This window comes from Pseudomonas sp. B21-010, assembly GCF_024749325.1.
GTDB lineage: Bacteria > Pseudomonadota > Gammaproteobacteria > Pseudomonadales > Pseudomonadaceae > Aquipseudomonas > Aquipseudomonas kilonensis.
On record NZ_CP087198.1, the window covers coordinates 3,806,681 to 3,820,147 of the forward strand.

The following is a 13,467-nucleotide window of genomic DNA, read 5'->3' on the forward strand; positions in this document are numbered from 1 at the left end:
CCCACCGCTATCGCGAGCAAGCTCGCTCCCACAGGGGATCTTCAGTGCTCGCGCAATGAATATTTATTCCAATATTTGCAATTAGAGAATATTTATTCCATAAATAGCCCTCCTGAAAATAACAATTCAAAGGGCTCTTTCTCATGCATGAACTCGGCATCGGTCTGATTGGCACCGGCTTCATGGGCCGTGCCCATGCCTTGGCGTTCCACAATGCCAAGGCGGTGTTCGACCTCCCCCTGAACCTGAAACTGGCGGCCCTGGCCGACGCCGATCCGCAGCGTGCCCGGCAATGCGCCCACAGCTGGGGGTTCGAGACGGCACACAGTGACTGGCAACAACTGATCGACGACCCGAAGGTCAACCTGATCGCCATCACCACACCCAACCACCTGCACTTCCCCATGGCCATGGCGGCGTTGGCGGCGGGCAAGCCGGTCTATTGTGAAAAGCCCCTGGCGGTGTCCCTGGAACAGGCCGAGCAGATGCGCCAGGCGGCCAAGGCGGCCGGGGTGGTGACGCGGGTCGGCTACAACTATCAACACAACCCGATCATTCAACGGGCGCGGGACATGATCCAGCGCGGCGAACTGGGACAGATCATCAGTTTCCAGGGCGAATTCAGCGAAGACTTCATGGCCGACCCCGCCTCACCGTGGTCATGGCGCTGCGAAGCGGCCCACGCCGGCGGCGCACTGGCGGACCTGGGCAGCCACTTGCTGGCCATGGCCCGGCACTTGTTGGGCGATGTCGAAGCGGTGAGCGCCGACAGCCAGACCGTGCACAACCAACGCCCTGCCAGCGTAGGCAATGCCGAACAACGCGCCATTGCGGTCGATGACCAGGTCCACGCGCTGCTGCGTTTCGCCAACGGCGCCCGAGGCACGGTGAGCAGCAGTTGGCTCAAGCACGGCTACAAGAACCACCTGAGCTTCGAGATCAGCGGCACCCTCGGCACCCTGGCGTTCGATCAGGAACGGCTCAATGAACTGCGCCTGTGTCGCGTCGGCCAGGCGGGTTTCCAACGCCTGCTGGCCGGTCCGGATTTGCCCGGTTATGCCGCGTTCAGCCCGGCCGCCGGTCACCAGTTGGGGTACAACGAATTGAAGACCCTGGAAGTGCACGAACTGGTGATGACGCTTGCCGGCGAAGGCGGCAGCGGGACCGACTTCGAAGAGGCCTGGGAAGTGGAGCGGCTGGCGGCGGCGATTCGTGTGGCGGCGCGGGAGGAGCGTTGGGTGAAGGTCAGCGAGCTATAAGCGCTCATTTATGCCCATTTTGTGAATCCCTGTAGAAAGGGGATTTATCCCCATCTGTGGGAGCAAGGCTTGCCCGCGATGAAGATGACGCGGTCTCCCTGGGAACCGAGGCGCCTGCATCGCGAGCAAGCTTTGCTCCCACGCAGCGGGGATAAATCCCCTCGCCACAGGGGGTTCAATTTCAATCTTGGGTTTGCAGTTCAACCAACCGCCCCGCCAACGCCTTGGCCTGGCTCGCCACATCAGTCACCGCCGTGCTTTCCCACCACATCCCCCGCAACGGCGGGCCCATGGCGAACAGCCGGCTGGCGGGCTCGCCTCGGGCGTCCAGCACCGCGCCATCGACACGCGCGGCGATGCCCAGGGCCAGCGGCCCGGGCTGGATCAGCCTCCGGGCCAACAGCTGTTGCGGCAACGGTCGCGCAACCCGGCGCCAGTCATATTCGATACCGCTGGAGTTGATCAGCGCCGCGCCCTGCACCACCGTCAGCCCGGTCTCGCCCCGGCGGCGGATGCTAATACCCAGCGTGCCCTCGGCAGAGGACGCCAGCCCCTTGAACGACGCCGCCTGGATCCGCAACCGCCCTTCCCCATGCAAACGCGCCACCAGCTCCGCGCTCAGCGGTGGCGAACGATGGTGATGGCTCTCCCACCATGGCCGTACATGGCGGACGAACTGCCGGCGTTGCACATCGCTGGCCTGGTTCCACAAGCGCCCGATGTGCGCGCGCACCGTGTCCAACGGAGCCTGCCAATCGACACCCTGGGCCTGGGCCTGACGGCATTGCTCGCGCAGGGCTCGCATCAACTGGCGTGGCGACCGCAGGCTGTGATCGTCGGCGAGGAAATCCACCCAGGCGGGTGGCTGGCGGCGCACATGGGGCAACAAACCATGGCGGGAAAACACTTCGATCGGCCCACGGTGCCCGGCCTGCTCCAGGGACACGACGGCATCGACCATGGTCAGTCCCGAGCCGATGATCAGCACCGTGGACTGCGGATCAAGCTGGCGCATCGCAGCCACATCCCAGGGGTCCAGGGCCGCGGCATTCAAGCCGCTGGATTCGGTTTGCGGGGTTCGCGCCGCCGGGAACATGCCGGTGGCCAGTACCGCGAAACGGCCGCGCAAGACCTGGCCGTCATCCAGCTTCAGCATTACGGCATCGTCGGCAACCCGCAGGTCGACGGCCTCCCCGCGCACGTGCTCGGCGGTCGAACCGTTTTGCGCGCCTATCTCGCGAGCCTCGGCCAGCCGTTGTTGCACATAGAGGCCAAACATTCCCCGGGGCGGGAACAACTCGCTGATCGGCACGTGCTGCTGATCCGACTCGGGCCAGCCGCCAGCTTCGATGAACGCGGTGAGCCATTGGGTCAGGTCATCAGCGTTGTCCGGGTCGACGCTCATGCGCGCCGCGTTGCCGTTCAACGTGTGGCCCAGCTCCACGGCACTGTAGGCCTCGCCCCGGCCCAGTTCACTGCGCGGCTCGACAATCAACACCTCGCGCCGGCCCGGCAGGCGCAGCAACTGCGCGGCCAGCATGGCACCGCTCAGGCCGCCACCGATGATCAGGATATCGGCCTCCCGGGTGATGCCCTGCTCATGTCGCTCCAGCGCTGTTTCCATACCGCTCTCCAGGAATCAAATCACCACGTTGCGTACGAATCTCGCCGCCACCGGGCCATCGTTGCGATAGGCATGGGGCTGGTTGCTGGCGAACATGAAAAACTCACCGGCGCCAATCCGGCGCTCCTCGCTGCCCAATAGCAGGGTCAGGCAGCCTTCGAAGACATAGAGCTGCTCGCTCCACCCCTCGGCATCGGGCTCTGAAGGGTAATACTCGCCGGGCTCCAGGCGCCACTCCCAGAGTTCCACCTCGCGGCTGGCGGTGGCCTTGGCGAGCAACACGGCTTTGCTGCCAGCGATGGTGCCGGCCCAGGCCAGTTCGTTGATGCGGCTCGAATCGCGGGCGTCGGGGGCCTGGATCAAGTCGCTGAAGGCCACGTCGAGGGCTTCGGCGACCCGGTCCAGGGTGGTCAGGCTGACATTCTTTTCGCCCGCCTCGATGGCCACCAGCATCCGCCGGCTGACCCCCGACAACTCGGCCAACGCCGTCTGGCTGAGCTCGGCGGCATGCCGCAGACGACGGACATTCTGGCTGACGTGTTGCAGGACGGAGGCCCGCTGGCCGGATTCTTTGTGCACTATATTGCTCACATGGCAGGGTTGCGCATTATACTGCCCAACTTCGGGCGCATTGTGCGTCCGCCTCAAGTGGCGCGCAAGGTCATGGCATCGGTGAACTCCCCGCAAGCTTCCTCCCGTTTCTCAAGGTTCAGCAAGGCCGAATGCGTGCTGGTGCTGATTACCATGATCTGGGGTGGAACTTTCCTGCTGGTGCAACACGCCATGACGGTCAGTGGGCCGATGTTTTTCGTCGGTCTGCGCTTTGCCGCCGCGGCCGGGTTTGTCGCGCTGTTCTCCTGGCGGCATCTGCGGGACCTGACCCTCTTCGAACTCAAGGCCGGGTGCTTCATCGGTGTGGCGATCATGCTCGGCTACGGCCTGCAGACCGTCGGCCTGCAAACCATCCCCAGTAGCCAGTCGGCGTTCATTACCGCGCTTTACGTGCCATTCGTGCCCTTGCTGCAATGGTTGGTGCTGGGCCGTCGGCCTGGTTTGATGCCCAGCCTCGGCATCATGCTGGCGTTCACCGGGCTGATGCTGGTGTCGGGCCCGGCCGGGGCCTCGCTGAACTTCAGCCCCGGTGAAATCGCCACGTTGATCAGCGCCATCGCAATCGCCGCCGAGATCATCCTGATCAGCGCCTATGCCGGCCAGGTCGATGTGCGCCGGGTGACCGTGGTGCAACTGGCCAGCACCGCGGTGCTGGCCTTCCTGATGGTGGTGCCGACCCAGGAAAAGATCCCGGATTTTTCCATGTTGCTGCTGGTCAGCGCCGTGGGCCTGGGCGCCGCCAGCGCAGCGATCCAGGTGGCGATGAACTGGGCACAGAAAAGCGTCTCGCCGACCCGCGCCACGCTGATCTATGCCGGTGAGCCGGTGTGGGCCGGCATCGCCGGACGCCTGGCGGGCGAACGGCTGCCGGCGATTGCCTTGTTCGGCGCGGCGCTGATCGTGGCAGCGGTGATTGTCAGTGAGCTGAAGACTCGGAGCAAAGGGGTTGTCGAGGTGGATGAGGGGCTTGAGCGCGAGCAGTGAGGCCGGTGATTGAACCTGTGTAGGAGCTGTCGAGTGCAACGAGGCTGCGATCTTTCCCCAGACACTTGAGTCTCAAGCGAAAAATCAAAGATCAACAGATCGCAGCCTTCGGCAGCTCCTACACAAGCCCAGCGGGAGCAAGCTCCCTCGCCACGGGTGATGTGTAGGGCGCAAAGTCAGAAAACTCCCCCTACCTTGTAGGATTCTGCGACACCCTCGCGGTTGGTGATCGGGAATACGCCACGTATGATCCCTCACAACCTCCCGCCGAATAGAAGCCTATGTCACTGATAGTTCTATTGCTTTTGCCCTTCATCGGCAGCTGTGTCGCGGCGCTGCTGCCGCATAACGCCCGTAACGCCGAATCACTGCTGGCCGGCCTCGTCGCCCTGGTCGGCACGGTTCAGGTGGCCTTGCTGTATCCGCAGATCGCCGACGGCGGTGTGATCCGTGAGCACTACACCTGGTTGCCCAGCCTGGGCCTGGATTTCGTGCTGCGCCTGGACGGCTTTGCCTGGCTGTTTTCGTTGCTGGTGCTGGGCATCGGCACGCTGGTGTCGCTGTACGCCCGCTACTACATGTCGCCGGACGATCCGGTGCCGCGTTTCTTCGCATTTTTCCTGGCGTTCATGGGCGCCATGCTCGGGCTGGTGATCTCCGGCAACCTGATCCAGATGGTGTTTTTCTGGGAACTGACCAGCCTGTTCTCGTTCCTGCTGATCGGTTACTGGCACCACCGCGCCGACGCTCGACGCGGTGCCTACATGGCGTTGATGGTGACTGGGGCCGGCGGGCTTTGCCTGTTGGCCGGGGTAATGCTGCTCGGCCATGTGGTGGGCAGCTATGAGCTGGACAAGGTCCTGGCCGCCGGTGACCTGATCCGTGCCCATGCCCTCTACCCCATTCTGTTGTCGCTGATCCTGATCGGCGCCTTGAGCAAAAGCGCCCAGTTTCCATTCCACTTCTGGCTGCCCCATGCCATGGCCGCCCCCACGCCGGTGTCGGCGTATCTGCACTCGGCCACCATGGTCAAGGCCGGGGTGTTCCTGCTGGCGCGGTTATGGCCGTCGCTGTCGGGCAGCGAAGAGTGGTTCTACATCGTCGGCGGCGCGGGGGCTTGTACGTTGCTGCTGGGCGCCTACTGCGCGATGTTCCAGAACGACCTCAAGGGCCTGCTGGCCTACTCCACCATCAGCCACCTCGGGCTGATCACCCTGCTGCTGGGCCTGAACAGTCCACTGGCGGCCGTGGCGGCGGTATTTCATATCCTCAACCACGCCACCTTCAAGGCGTCGCTGTTCATGGCCGCCGGGATCATCGACCACGAAAGCGGCACCCGCGACATTCGCAAGCTCAGCGGCCTGGTGCGGCTGATTCCGTTCACCGCGACCCTGGCCATGGTCGCCAGCGCGGCGATGGCTGGGGTGCCGTTGCTCAATGGTTTCCTGTCCAAGGAAATGTTCTTCGCCGAGACCGTGTTTATTTCCGCCACGGCCTGGGTCGAACTGGCGCTGCCGATCATCGCCACCATCGCCGGGACCTTCAGCGTCGCCTACTCCTTGAGGTTCACCGTGGATGTGTTCTTCGGCCCCAGCGCCACCGACCTGCCCCATACCCCTCACGAACCACCGCGCTGGATGCGCGCACCGGTGGAACTGCTGGTGTTCACCTGCCTGGTGGTGGGGATTTTCCCCGCCCAAGTGGTCGGCTCGTTGCTGGCTGCCGCCGCGTTGCCGGTGGTGGGCGGGACGCTGCCGCAGTACAGCCTGGCGATCTGGCACGGCCTGAACGCACCGATGATCATGAGCCTGGTGGCCATGTCCGGCGGCATCGTCCTGTACCTGCTGCTGCGCAATCAGCTCCGGCAAGGGCACATCAAGCACCCGCCGTTCATTGGCCGGCTCAGTGGCAAGCGCTTGTTCGAGCGCTGCCTGGTGCTGATGATGCGCCAGGGTCGGCGGTTGGAGCGCAAGATCAGTACCCGGCGCCTGCAAGCCCAACTTTTTTTCCTGGTGCTGGCGGCGGTATTGGCCGGGCTGATCCCGATGCTGCACAGCACGCTGGTCTGGGGCGACCGGCCGAAGATCCCCGGTTCCATCGTCTTCGTCACCCTGTGGCTGCTGGCGATCGCCTGTGCCCTGGGCGCGGCCTGGCAGGCCAAGTACCACCGGCTCGCGGCCCTGACCATGGTCAGCGTCTGCGGCCTGATGACCTGCGTGACCTTCGTCTGGTTCTCCGCTCCCGACCTGGCCTTGACGCAACTGGTGGTGGAAGTGGTTACCACCGTGCTGATCCTGCTGGGCCTGCGCTGGCTGCCACGGCGGATCGAGGACGTCTCGCCGCTGCCCAACAGCGAGCGGCGCGCGCGCATCCGACGCCTGCGGGACTTGCTGCTGTCCGGCGCCGTCGGCGGCGGCATGGCGCTGTTGTCCTATGCGATGCTCACGCGCCAGACGCCCAACGACATTTCTTCGTTCTACTTGAGCCGTGCCCTGCCCGAAGGCGGCGGCAGCAATGTGGTGAACGTGATGCTGGTGGACTTCCGCGGCTTCGACACTCTCGGGGAAATCACCGTGCTGGTGGCGGTGGCCCTGGCGGTGTTCGCCCTCCTGCGGCGTTTCCGCCCACCGAAGGAAAGCATGCAGTTGCCAGCACAACAGCGCCTGCTGGCGCCGGACGTGGTCACCGACCTGGTCAACCCGCGCCATGCCAGCGATACCGCATTGGGCTTCATGATGGTGCCGTCGGTGCTGGTGCGCCTGCTGCTGCCGATCGCCCTGGTGGTGTCGTTCTACCTGTTCATGCGCGGCCACAATCAACCCGGTGGCGGCTTCGTGGCCGGTTTGGTGATGTCGGTGGCGTTCATCCTGCAATACATGGTGGCCGGCACCCAGTGGGTCGAGGCGCAAATGAGCCTGCGACCGCTGCGCTGGATGGGCACCGGGCTGTTGTTCGCCACCGCCACCGGCCTGGGGGCGATGGCCGTGGGTTATCCGTTCCTGACCACCCACACCTGGCATTTCGAATTACCGCTGCTGGGTGATCTCCATGTGGCCAGCGCGCTGTTTTTCGACATCGGCGTGTACGCCGTGGTGGTCGGTTCCACCCTGCTGATCCTCACCGCCCTGGCTCACCAGTCGGTGCGGGCCCATAAGCCGGGCCTGCAAGCCAAACCCGTCGCCCCCGTCAAAGGAGCCACCGCCTGATGGAAGAAGTCATCGCAATCGCAATCGGCGTACTCGCCGCCTCCGGTGTCTGGCTGGTGTTGCGGCCACGGACCTTCCAGGTGGTCATGGGCCTGTGCCTGCTGTCCTACGGCGTCAACCTGTTCATCTTCAGCATGGGCAGCCTGTTCATCGGCAAGGAGCCGATCATCAAGGATGGCGTGCCCCAGGACCTGCTGCACTACACCGACCCGCTGCCCCAGGCGCTGGTGCTGACGGCCATCGTGATCAGCTTCGCCATGACCGCGCTGTTCCTGGTGGTGCTGCTGGCGTCCCGGGGCCTGACCGGCACCGACCATGTGGACGGTCGGGAGCCCAAGGAATGATGTTGACGCCTCATCTGATCGCCGCGCCCATCCTGCTGCCGCTGCTGACCGCCGCGTTGATGCTGATGCTGGGCGAGAAACACCGCCCGCTCAAGGCACGGATCAATCTGCTTTCCAGCCTGCTGGGCCTGGGCATCGCCGTGCTGTTGCTGTACTGGACCCAGGACCAGGCCCTGCCCGCGTCCATTGGCGTGTACCTGCCGGGCAACTGGCAGGCGCCGTTCGGCATTGTGCTGGTGGTCGATCGCCTGTCGGCGCTGATGCTGGTACTGACCGGCATCATCGGCGTCAGCGCCCTGCTCTTCGCCATGGCCCGCTGGGACCGCGCTGGGGCGAGTTTCCATGCGCTGTTCCAGATCCAGTTGATGGGCCTTTACGGCGCCTTCCTGACGGCGGACCTGTTCAACCTGTTCGTGTTCTTCGAGGTGTTGCTGGCGGCCTCCTACGGCTTGATGCTGCACGGTTCGGGCCGGGCGCGGGTGTCGTCGGGCCTGCATTACATCTCTATCAATCTGCTGGCCTCGTCGTTGTTCCTGATCGGCGCAGCGCTGATCTATGGCGTCACCGGCACGTTGAACATGGCCGACCTGGCCCTGAAAATCCCGCTGGTGCCAGAGGCCGACCGCGGCTTGCTGCACGCCGGGGCAGGCATCCTTGCGGTGGCGTTCCTGGCCAAGGCCGGCATGTGGCCGCTGAACTTCTGGCTGGTGCCGGCCTACAGTGCCGCCAGCGCACCGGTGGCGGCGCTGTTTGCGATCATGACCAAGGTTGGCGTCTACACGATCCTGCGCCTGTGGACGTTGCTGTTCTCCGGCCAGGCCGGCGCCTCGGCGTATTTCGGCGCCGACTGGCTGGTCTATGGCGGCATGGCGACCATCGTCTGCGCCGCCATTGCCATTCTCGCGGCCCAACGCCTGGAGCGCATGGCGAGCCTGAGCATCCTGGTTTCGGCCGGGATCCTGTTGTCGGCCATCGGCTTCGCCCAACCCAACCTGGTGGGCGCGGCGCTGTTTTACCTGGTGAGTTCGACACTGGCGCTCTGCGCGCTGTTCTTGCTGGCCGAGCTGATCGAGCGTTCGCGCTCGGCCAATGAACTGGCCCTGGACGACGACTTCGACACCTTGCCGCGACCGCTGGAATCCTTGCAACCGCCCAAGGGAATCAACCTCGACGACGAGCAGAAAGCCGTGGTCGGGCAGGTGATTCCCTGGACCATGGCCTTCCTTGGCTTGAGCTTTATCTTCTGTGCGCTGTTGATTATCGGCATGCCGCCGCTGTCGGGGTTCATCGGCAAGCTGAGCCTGCTCAGCGCCCTGCTCAATCCCCAGGGGCTCGGCGCCAGTGCCGGGGCACCGCTGTCGAACCAGGCGTGGGGCTTGTTGGCGTTGCTGATCCTCTCGGGGCTGGCCTCGCTGATTGCCTTTTCACGCCTGGGCATCCAACGTTTCTGGACGCCCCAGGAACGCCCATCGCCGCTGCTGCGACCGTTCGAATGCCTGCCGATCATAGTGCTGCTGGGCCTGGGCATCGCCCTGACTTTCAAGGCCGAGCCGTTGCTGCGCTACACCCAATCCGCTGCCGATGCGCTGAACAACCCGGAACATTATGTGATGTCGGTGCTCGCCACCCGCGCCGTGCCCACCCCAGAGACCCGCGCCGCGTTGCAGGAGGTGCAGCCATGAAACGCCTGTTTCCCGCCCCGTGGTTGTCCCTGGCGTTGTGGTTGCTGTGGCTGGTGCTGAACGTGTCCGTCAGCGCCGGCCATCTGCTGCTCGGCGCCGCACTAGGTTTCCTGGCCCCGTTGATGATGCGCCCATTGCGCCCACGGCCCATCCGTATCCGCCGGCCGTGGGTGGTGTTGCGCTTGTTCCTGCTGGTGGGTCGTGATGTGCTGGTGTCCAACGTGGCGGTGGCCTGGGGTGTGCTGAACGCCGGGCGCCGTCCGCCCCGCTCGCGGTTCATCAAGGTGCCGCTGGACCTGCACGACGCCAACGGCCTGGCCGCGCTGTCGATGATCACCACGGTGATTCCGGGGACGGTCTGGTCGGAACTGGCCCTGGACCGCAGCATCCTGTTGATGCATGTGTTCGACCTGGAGGACGAGGCGTCATTCATCGCGCATTTCAAGGCCACCTACGAGCGCCCGTTGATGGAGATTTTCCAATGAGCCCCTTGCTGTCCAATGCGATCCTGTCGAGCCTGTTCCTGTTCACCCTGGCGATGGTGTTGACCCTGTGGCGGCTGTTCAAGGGCCCGTCGGCGCAGGACCGGGTATTGGCCCTGGACTATCTGTACATCGTGGCAATGCTGATGATGCTGGTGCTGGGCATTCGTTATGCCAGTGATACCTATTTCGAGGCGGCCCTGCTGATCGCCCTGTTCGGCTTTGTCGGCTCGTTTGCCCTGGCCAAGTTCCTGTTGCGTGGCGAGGTGATCGAATGACCGGCGAACTGTCGATGTGGGTCGAAATCCCGGTGGCGATCCTGCTGGTGCTCAGCAGCCTCTTTGCCCTGGCCGGAGCGATCGGCCTGGTGCGGCTGAAGGATTATTTCCAGCGCATGCACCCTCCGGCCCTGGCATCCACACTGGGCGCCTGGTGCGTGGCACTGGCTTCGATCGTGTATTTTTCGGCGCTCAAATCCGGGCCGGTGTTGCACGCCTGGCTGATCCCGATCCTGTTGTCCATCACCGTCCCGGTGACCACCCTGCTGCTGGCCCGGGCGGCGTTGTTCCGCAAGCGCATGGCTGGGGATGATGTGCCGGCGGAAGTGAGCAGTCGCCGAAACGACTGACCGATATCTCGAGCCGGTACAGCTTTTGTGGCGAGGGAGCTTGCTCCCGCTGGGCTTGTGTAGGAGCTGCCGAAGGCTGCGATCTTTTGATCTTTTGATCTTTTGATCTTTCGATCTTTCGCTTGAGACTCAAGTGTCTGGGGGAAAGATCGCAGCCTCGTTGCACTCGACAGCTCCTACACAGCTCCTACACAACTCTTACACCTCAGCGGGAGCAAGTTCCCTCGCCACAACGGCGTTCGCCGTTAGAGGCTCAGGCCCACGCCACCGCCAGCAACCCGGCCCCAAGCACCACGCACAACGGCGAATAGACCCAGGTGTCGAGCCTGGCGAATGTCGAGTCCTTGACCTCCTTGAAGAAACCCACCAGCTCCGACTCGCCAATGGCCCGGGCGAACATCAGCAAGGCAATCGCACTGATCAGCCACTGCAACGCCCGATGAGTGACCGGCTGCGCCAGCAGGCCGACCCGCAGGCACACCAGCAGCGCCACCATCAGCAGCGCCAGGGCCACCAGCAAGGTCAGCCAGCCCGAGGGATCGAACGCCGGTCGCAGCGCCTCCCCCTGCTTCACCGGCACCTGGGGCACCACTGCCTTGGTCGCCCACCGCCCACCCAGGGCCCAATACATATGAATCAAGCTGATGGTCGCAAACACTGCGACCAGCGACCGAGCCAATAAAAGCGTCATTCGCCAGCCTCCTGAAAAAGGTTGAACAATCATCCTAGCTCGAATTTGGCATTTCGCTGGACGGGCGTAGGTTGCCAGGTTCCAGTGAATGATTCATTGCCCAGGATCAAGAGTTCAACCTGCTGGCACGTTGGCGCCCTACAGGCCAGCTGACACCTTGTCCGCCACCTCCTTGGGCAGCCAGGCCTGCCAGACCTGTGGATGCGCCTTGAGGAACGCCTCGGCGGCCTCACGGGGCGGCGTGCGCTTCTCGCTCATGTCGGCCAGGGCCTTGTTCAACGGCTCGATGGGCAAATCGACCTTGCTGAAGAACTCGGCAATCTCCGGGTATTGCTTCTGGAACGGCGCAGAGACGCCAATCGACAGTTTCGAGGCCAGTGAGCGGGTCGGCTTCGGGTTGGGGTTATCGGCGTCGGTCAGGGTTTTCCAGGCCTCGGCATCGAACGGCGGCTCCTGCAACTGCACCAGCTTGAAGCGCCCGAGCAGCGGCGTGGGCGACCAGTAATAAAACAGGATCGGCTTGCCCCGGCGGATCGTCGAACTGATTTCCGCATCCAGCGCCGCCCCCGAACCGCTGCGAAAATTCACGTAGCTGTCAGACAGGCCATACGCCTTGAGCTTCTGTTTGTTGACTACCTCGGAAGTCCAGCCAATGGGGCTGTTGAGGAAGCGGCCCTTGTCAGGGCTCTCCGGATCCTTGAACACATGCTTGTAGCGCGCCAGGTCCTCGACACTGCGCAGGTCCGGCGCCAGGGGCTTGATGCCCTTGGCCGGGTCGCCCTTGATGACGTACTCGGGCACCCACCAACCTTCCGTCGCGCCTTTGACCGTATCACCCAAGGCGACCACCTTGCCTTCGGCCTCGGCCTTGACCCACACCGGGCTGCGGCCGGCCCATTCCTCGCCGATCACCTGGATGTCGTTATTGGCCAGGGCGGTTTCCAGGGTAATGGTGGTGCCCGGCAATGTGTCGGTCTGCAGCCCATAGCCTTTTTCGACGATGATCCGCAGGATATCGGTGATCAGGCTGCCGCTTTCCCAGTTCAAGTCGGCAAAGTGGATCGGCGCCGTGGCAGCCGAGGCCGGAAGGGGTGAAACCAACACCGCGAAGGTGGCCCAGGCAGCCAGCCACTGTCGAACTCGTTTCATGCTTTGCACCTCATGCCAGATACAGCAATAGCTGAACGGCCCTGCGTAACCGAACGCAAGCCCTGAATAGTTCAGTCAATTGACTGTAGCCGAGGTTCCAGCGAGATCTTGCGAAACGGTCAGCGGTTTGGGCGCACAGCCCCCCGCAAGCCCGATGCCTACGCGTTTTTCAGCGGTCTGAAGCGATCACTCACTGGCCTTGAAGGTCACCAGTTCGCCCTTGCGCCACTTGGCGGCCTTGGCGGTGACCGCTTTCAAGGTCTTGGTCAAGCCTTCTTGCAGTTGTTCGTTGGCCGCAAACACGGTCACCACGCTGTGGCCTTCCTTGAACAGGATTGCCTGACCACCGGGGGTCGTGACGAAGGCGTAATCGCCAAGCCCATAGACCGTCAGCTTGATTTCGCGAAAGCGGATTTCAAACTTGCCACCTTCGCGGCTGGGCAGCACCGCTGCGCGAAAATGATCACCGACCTTGAGTTCGAGCCTGGGCTTGTCATCGACCACCAGGGCCGACTCAGTGTCGATTTCGGCGACATAAATACCTTCGGCGGTCTGCTCGGTGATGTAGACGAAACGTGACTGGAAGAGTTTGACCAGTTTTGCCCGCAGGTCACCAAGTACGAATAACGCATGCATGTCGAGATTACTTACTGCCAAGGAAACATCCCCATCTTTGAAAAAGGCCCGCCCTCCGGAAAGGACGGACCACGAGAACCCGTGCCGACTGTAGTGTCGTAATGGACCTGTAACTGAAATTCGAAGTGAACGGCGCGCCCTGTCCCGGGCCGAAAGCAGACTAAAGGTTG

Annotated in this window: 13 protein-coding genes; 8 read left to right on the forward strand and 5 right to left on the reverse strand. The window is 63.5% G+C overall.

Going from position 1 to position 13,467, the window contains the following annotated elements; genetic code table 11:
- The first annotated feature begins 143 nt into the window (after positions 1-143).
- Entirely contained in the window at positions 144-1,259 is a 1,116-nt protein-coding gene (locus tag LOY50_RS16570) for a Gfo/Idh/MocA family protein (RefSeq protein ID WP_258688473.1), read from the forward strand.
- A 181-nt stretch (positions 1,260-1,440) separates the two neighbouring features.
- On the opposite strand, the gene LOY50_RS16575 is transcribed toward LOY50_RS16570, so the two are convergent.
- Positions 1,441-2,883, reverse strand: coding sequence for an FAD/NAD(P)-binding protein (locus tag LOY50_RS16575; protein WP_258688474.1), 1,443 nt, complete (start codon positions 2,881-2,883; stop codon positions 1,441-1,443).
- A gap of 15 nt (positions 2,884-2,898) precedes the next feature.
- On the reverse strand, positions 2,899-3,462 hold the full coding sequence (locus tag LOY50_RS16580) for a helix-turn-helix domain-containing protein (protein ID WP_253475714.1): 564 nt from the start codon (positions 3,460-3,462) through the stop codon (positions 2,899-2,901).
- Positions 3,463-3,474: 12 nt separating this feature from the next.
- Between LOY50_RS16580 and LOY50_RS16585 the strand changes: the two genes are divergently transcribed.
- From LOY50_RS16585 to LOY50_RS16615, 7 genes are all read left to right on the forward strand, one after another.
- Positions 3,475-4,479, forward strand: a complete 1,005-nt coding sequence (locus LOY50_RS16585) for a DMT family transporter (protein WP_253478580.1) — start codon at positions 3,475-3,477, stop codon at positions 4,477-4,479.
- Between the two features lie 281 nt (positions 4,480-4,760).
- A complete protein-coding gene (locus tag LOY50_RS16590) occupies positions 4,761-7,685 on the forward strand; it encodes a monovalent cation/H+ antiporter subunit A (RefSeq protein ID WP_258688475.1) in 2,925 nt (974 codons plus the stop codon).
- Positions 7,685-8,029, forward strand: a complete 345-nt coding sequence (locus LOY50_RS16595; RefSeq protein ID WP_003202835.1) for a Na+/H+ antiporter subunit C — start codon at positions 7,685-7,687, stop codon at positions 8,027-8,029. Before LOY50_RS16590 ends, LOY50_RS16595 begins: the two co-directional genes overlap by 1 nt.
- On the forward strand, positions 8,026-9,711 hold the full coding sequence (locus LOY50_RS16600; protein WP_258688476.1) for a monovalent cation/H+ antiporter subunit D: 1,686 nt from the start codon (positions 8,026-8,028) through the stop codon (positions 9,709-9,711). Before LOY50_RS16595 ends, LOY50_RS16600 begins: the two co-directional genes overlap by 4 nt.
- Positions 9,708-10,196 carry a Na+/H+ antiporter subunit E gene (locus tag LOY50_RS16605; RefSeq protein ID WP_063320694.1) on the forward strand — a complete coding sequence of 163 codons (489 nt, stop codon included), beginning with the start codon at positions 9,708-9,710 and terminating at the stop codon, positions 10,194-10,196. The genes LOY50_RS16600 and LOY50_RS16605 overlap by 4 nt, the downstream gene beginning before the upstream one ends.
- Positions 10,193-10,471, forward strand: coding sequence for a K+/H+ antiporter subunit F (locus tag LOY50_RS16610; protein ID WP_253475726.1), 279 nt, complete (start codon positions 10,193-10,195; stop codon positions 10,469-10,471). Before LOY50_RS16605 ends, LOY50_RS16610 begins: the two co-directional genes overlap by 4 nt.
- Complete coding sequence (locus LOY50_RS16615; protein WP_214512672.1) at positions 10,468-10,821, forward strand: Na+/H+ antiporter subunit G; 354 nt, start codon at positions 10,468-10,470, stop codon at positions 10,819-10,821. Before LOY50_RS16610 ends, LOY50_RS16615 begins: the two co-directional genes overlap by 4 nt.
- 253 nt (positions 10,822-11,074) lie before the next feature.
- Here the strand turns inward: LOY50_RS16615 and LOY50_RS16620 are convergent, their stop codons facing one another.
- From LOY50_RS16620 to LOY50_RS16630, 3 genes are all read right to left on the reverse strand, one after another.
- Entirely contained in the window at positions 11,075-11,512 is a 438-nt protein-coding gene (locus tag LOY50_RS16620; RefSeq protein WP_253475729.1) for a DUF3995 domain-containing protein, read from the reverse strand.
- Between the two features lie 138 nt (positions 11,513-11,650).
- Complete coding sequence (locus tag LOY50_RS16625) at positions 11,651-12,661, reverse strand: ABC transporter substrate-binding protein (protein WP_258688485.1); 1,011 nt, start codon at positions 12,659-12,661, stop codon at positions 11,651-11,653.
- 186 nt (positions 12,662-12,847) lie between these two features.
- Positions 12,848-13,297 (reverse strand): hypothetical protein, encoded by a 450-nt coding sequence (locus tag LOY50_RS16630; protein WP_003202850.1) that lies wholly within the window; start codon positions 13,295-13,297, stop codon positions 12,848-12,850.
- Positions 13,298-13,467: the final 170 nt, after the last annotated feature.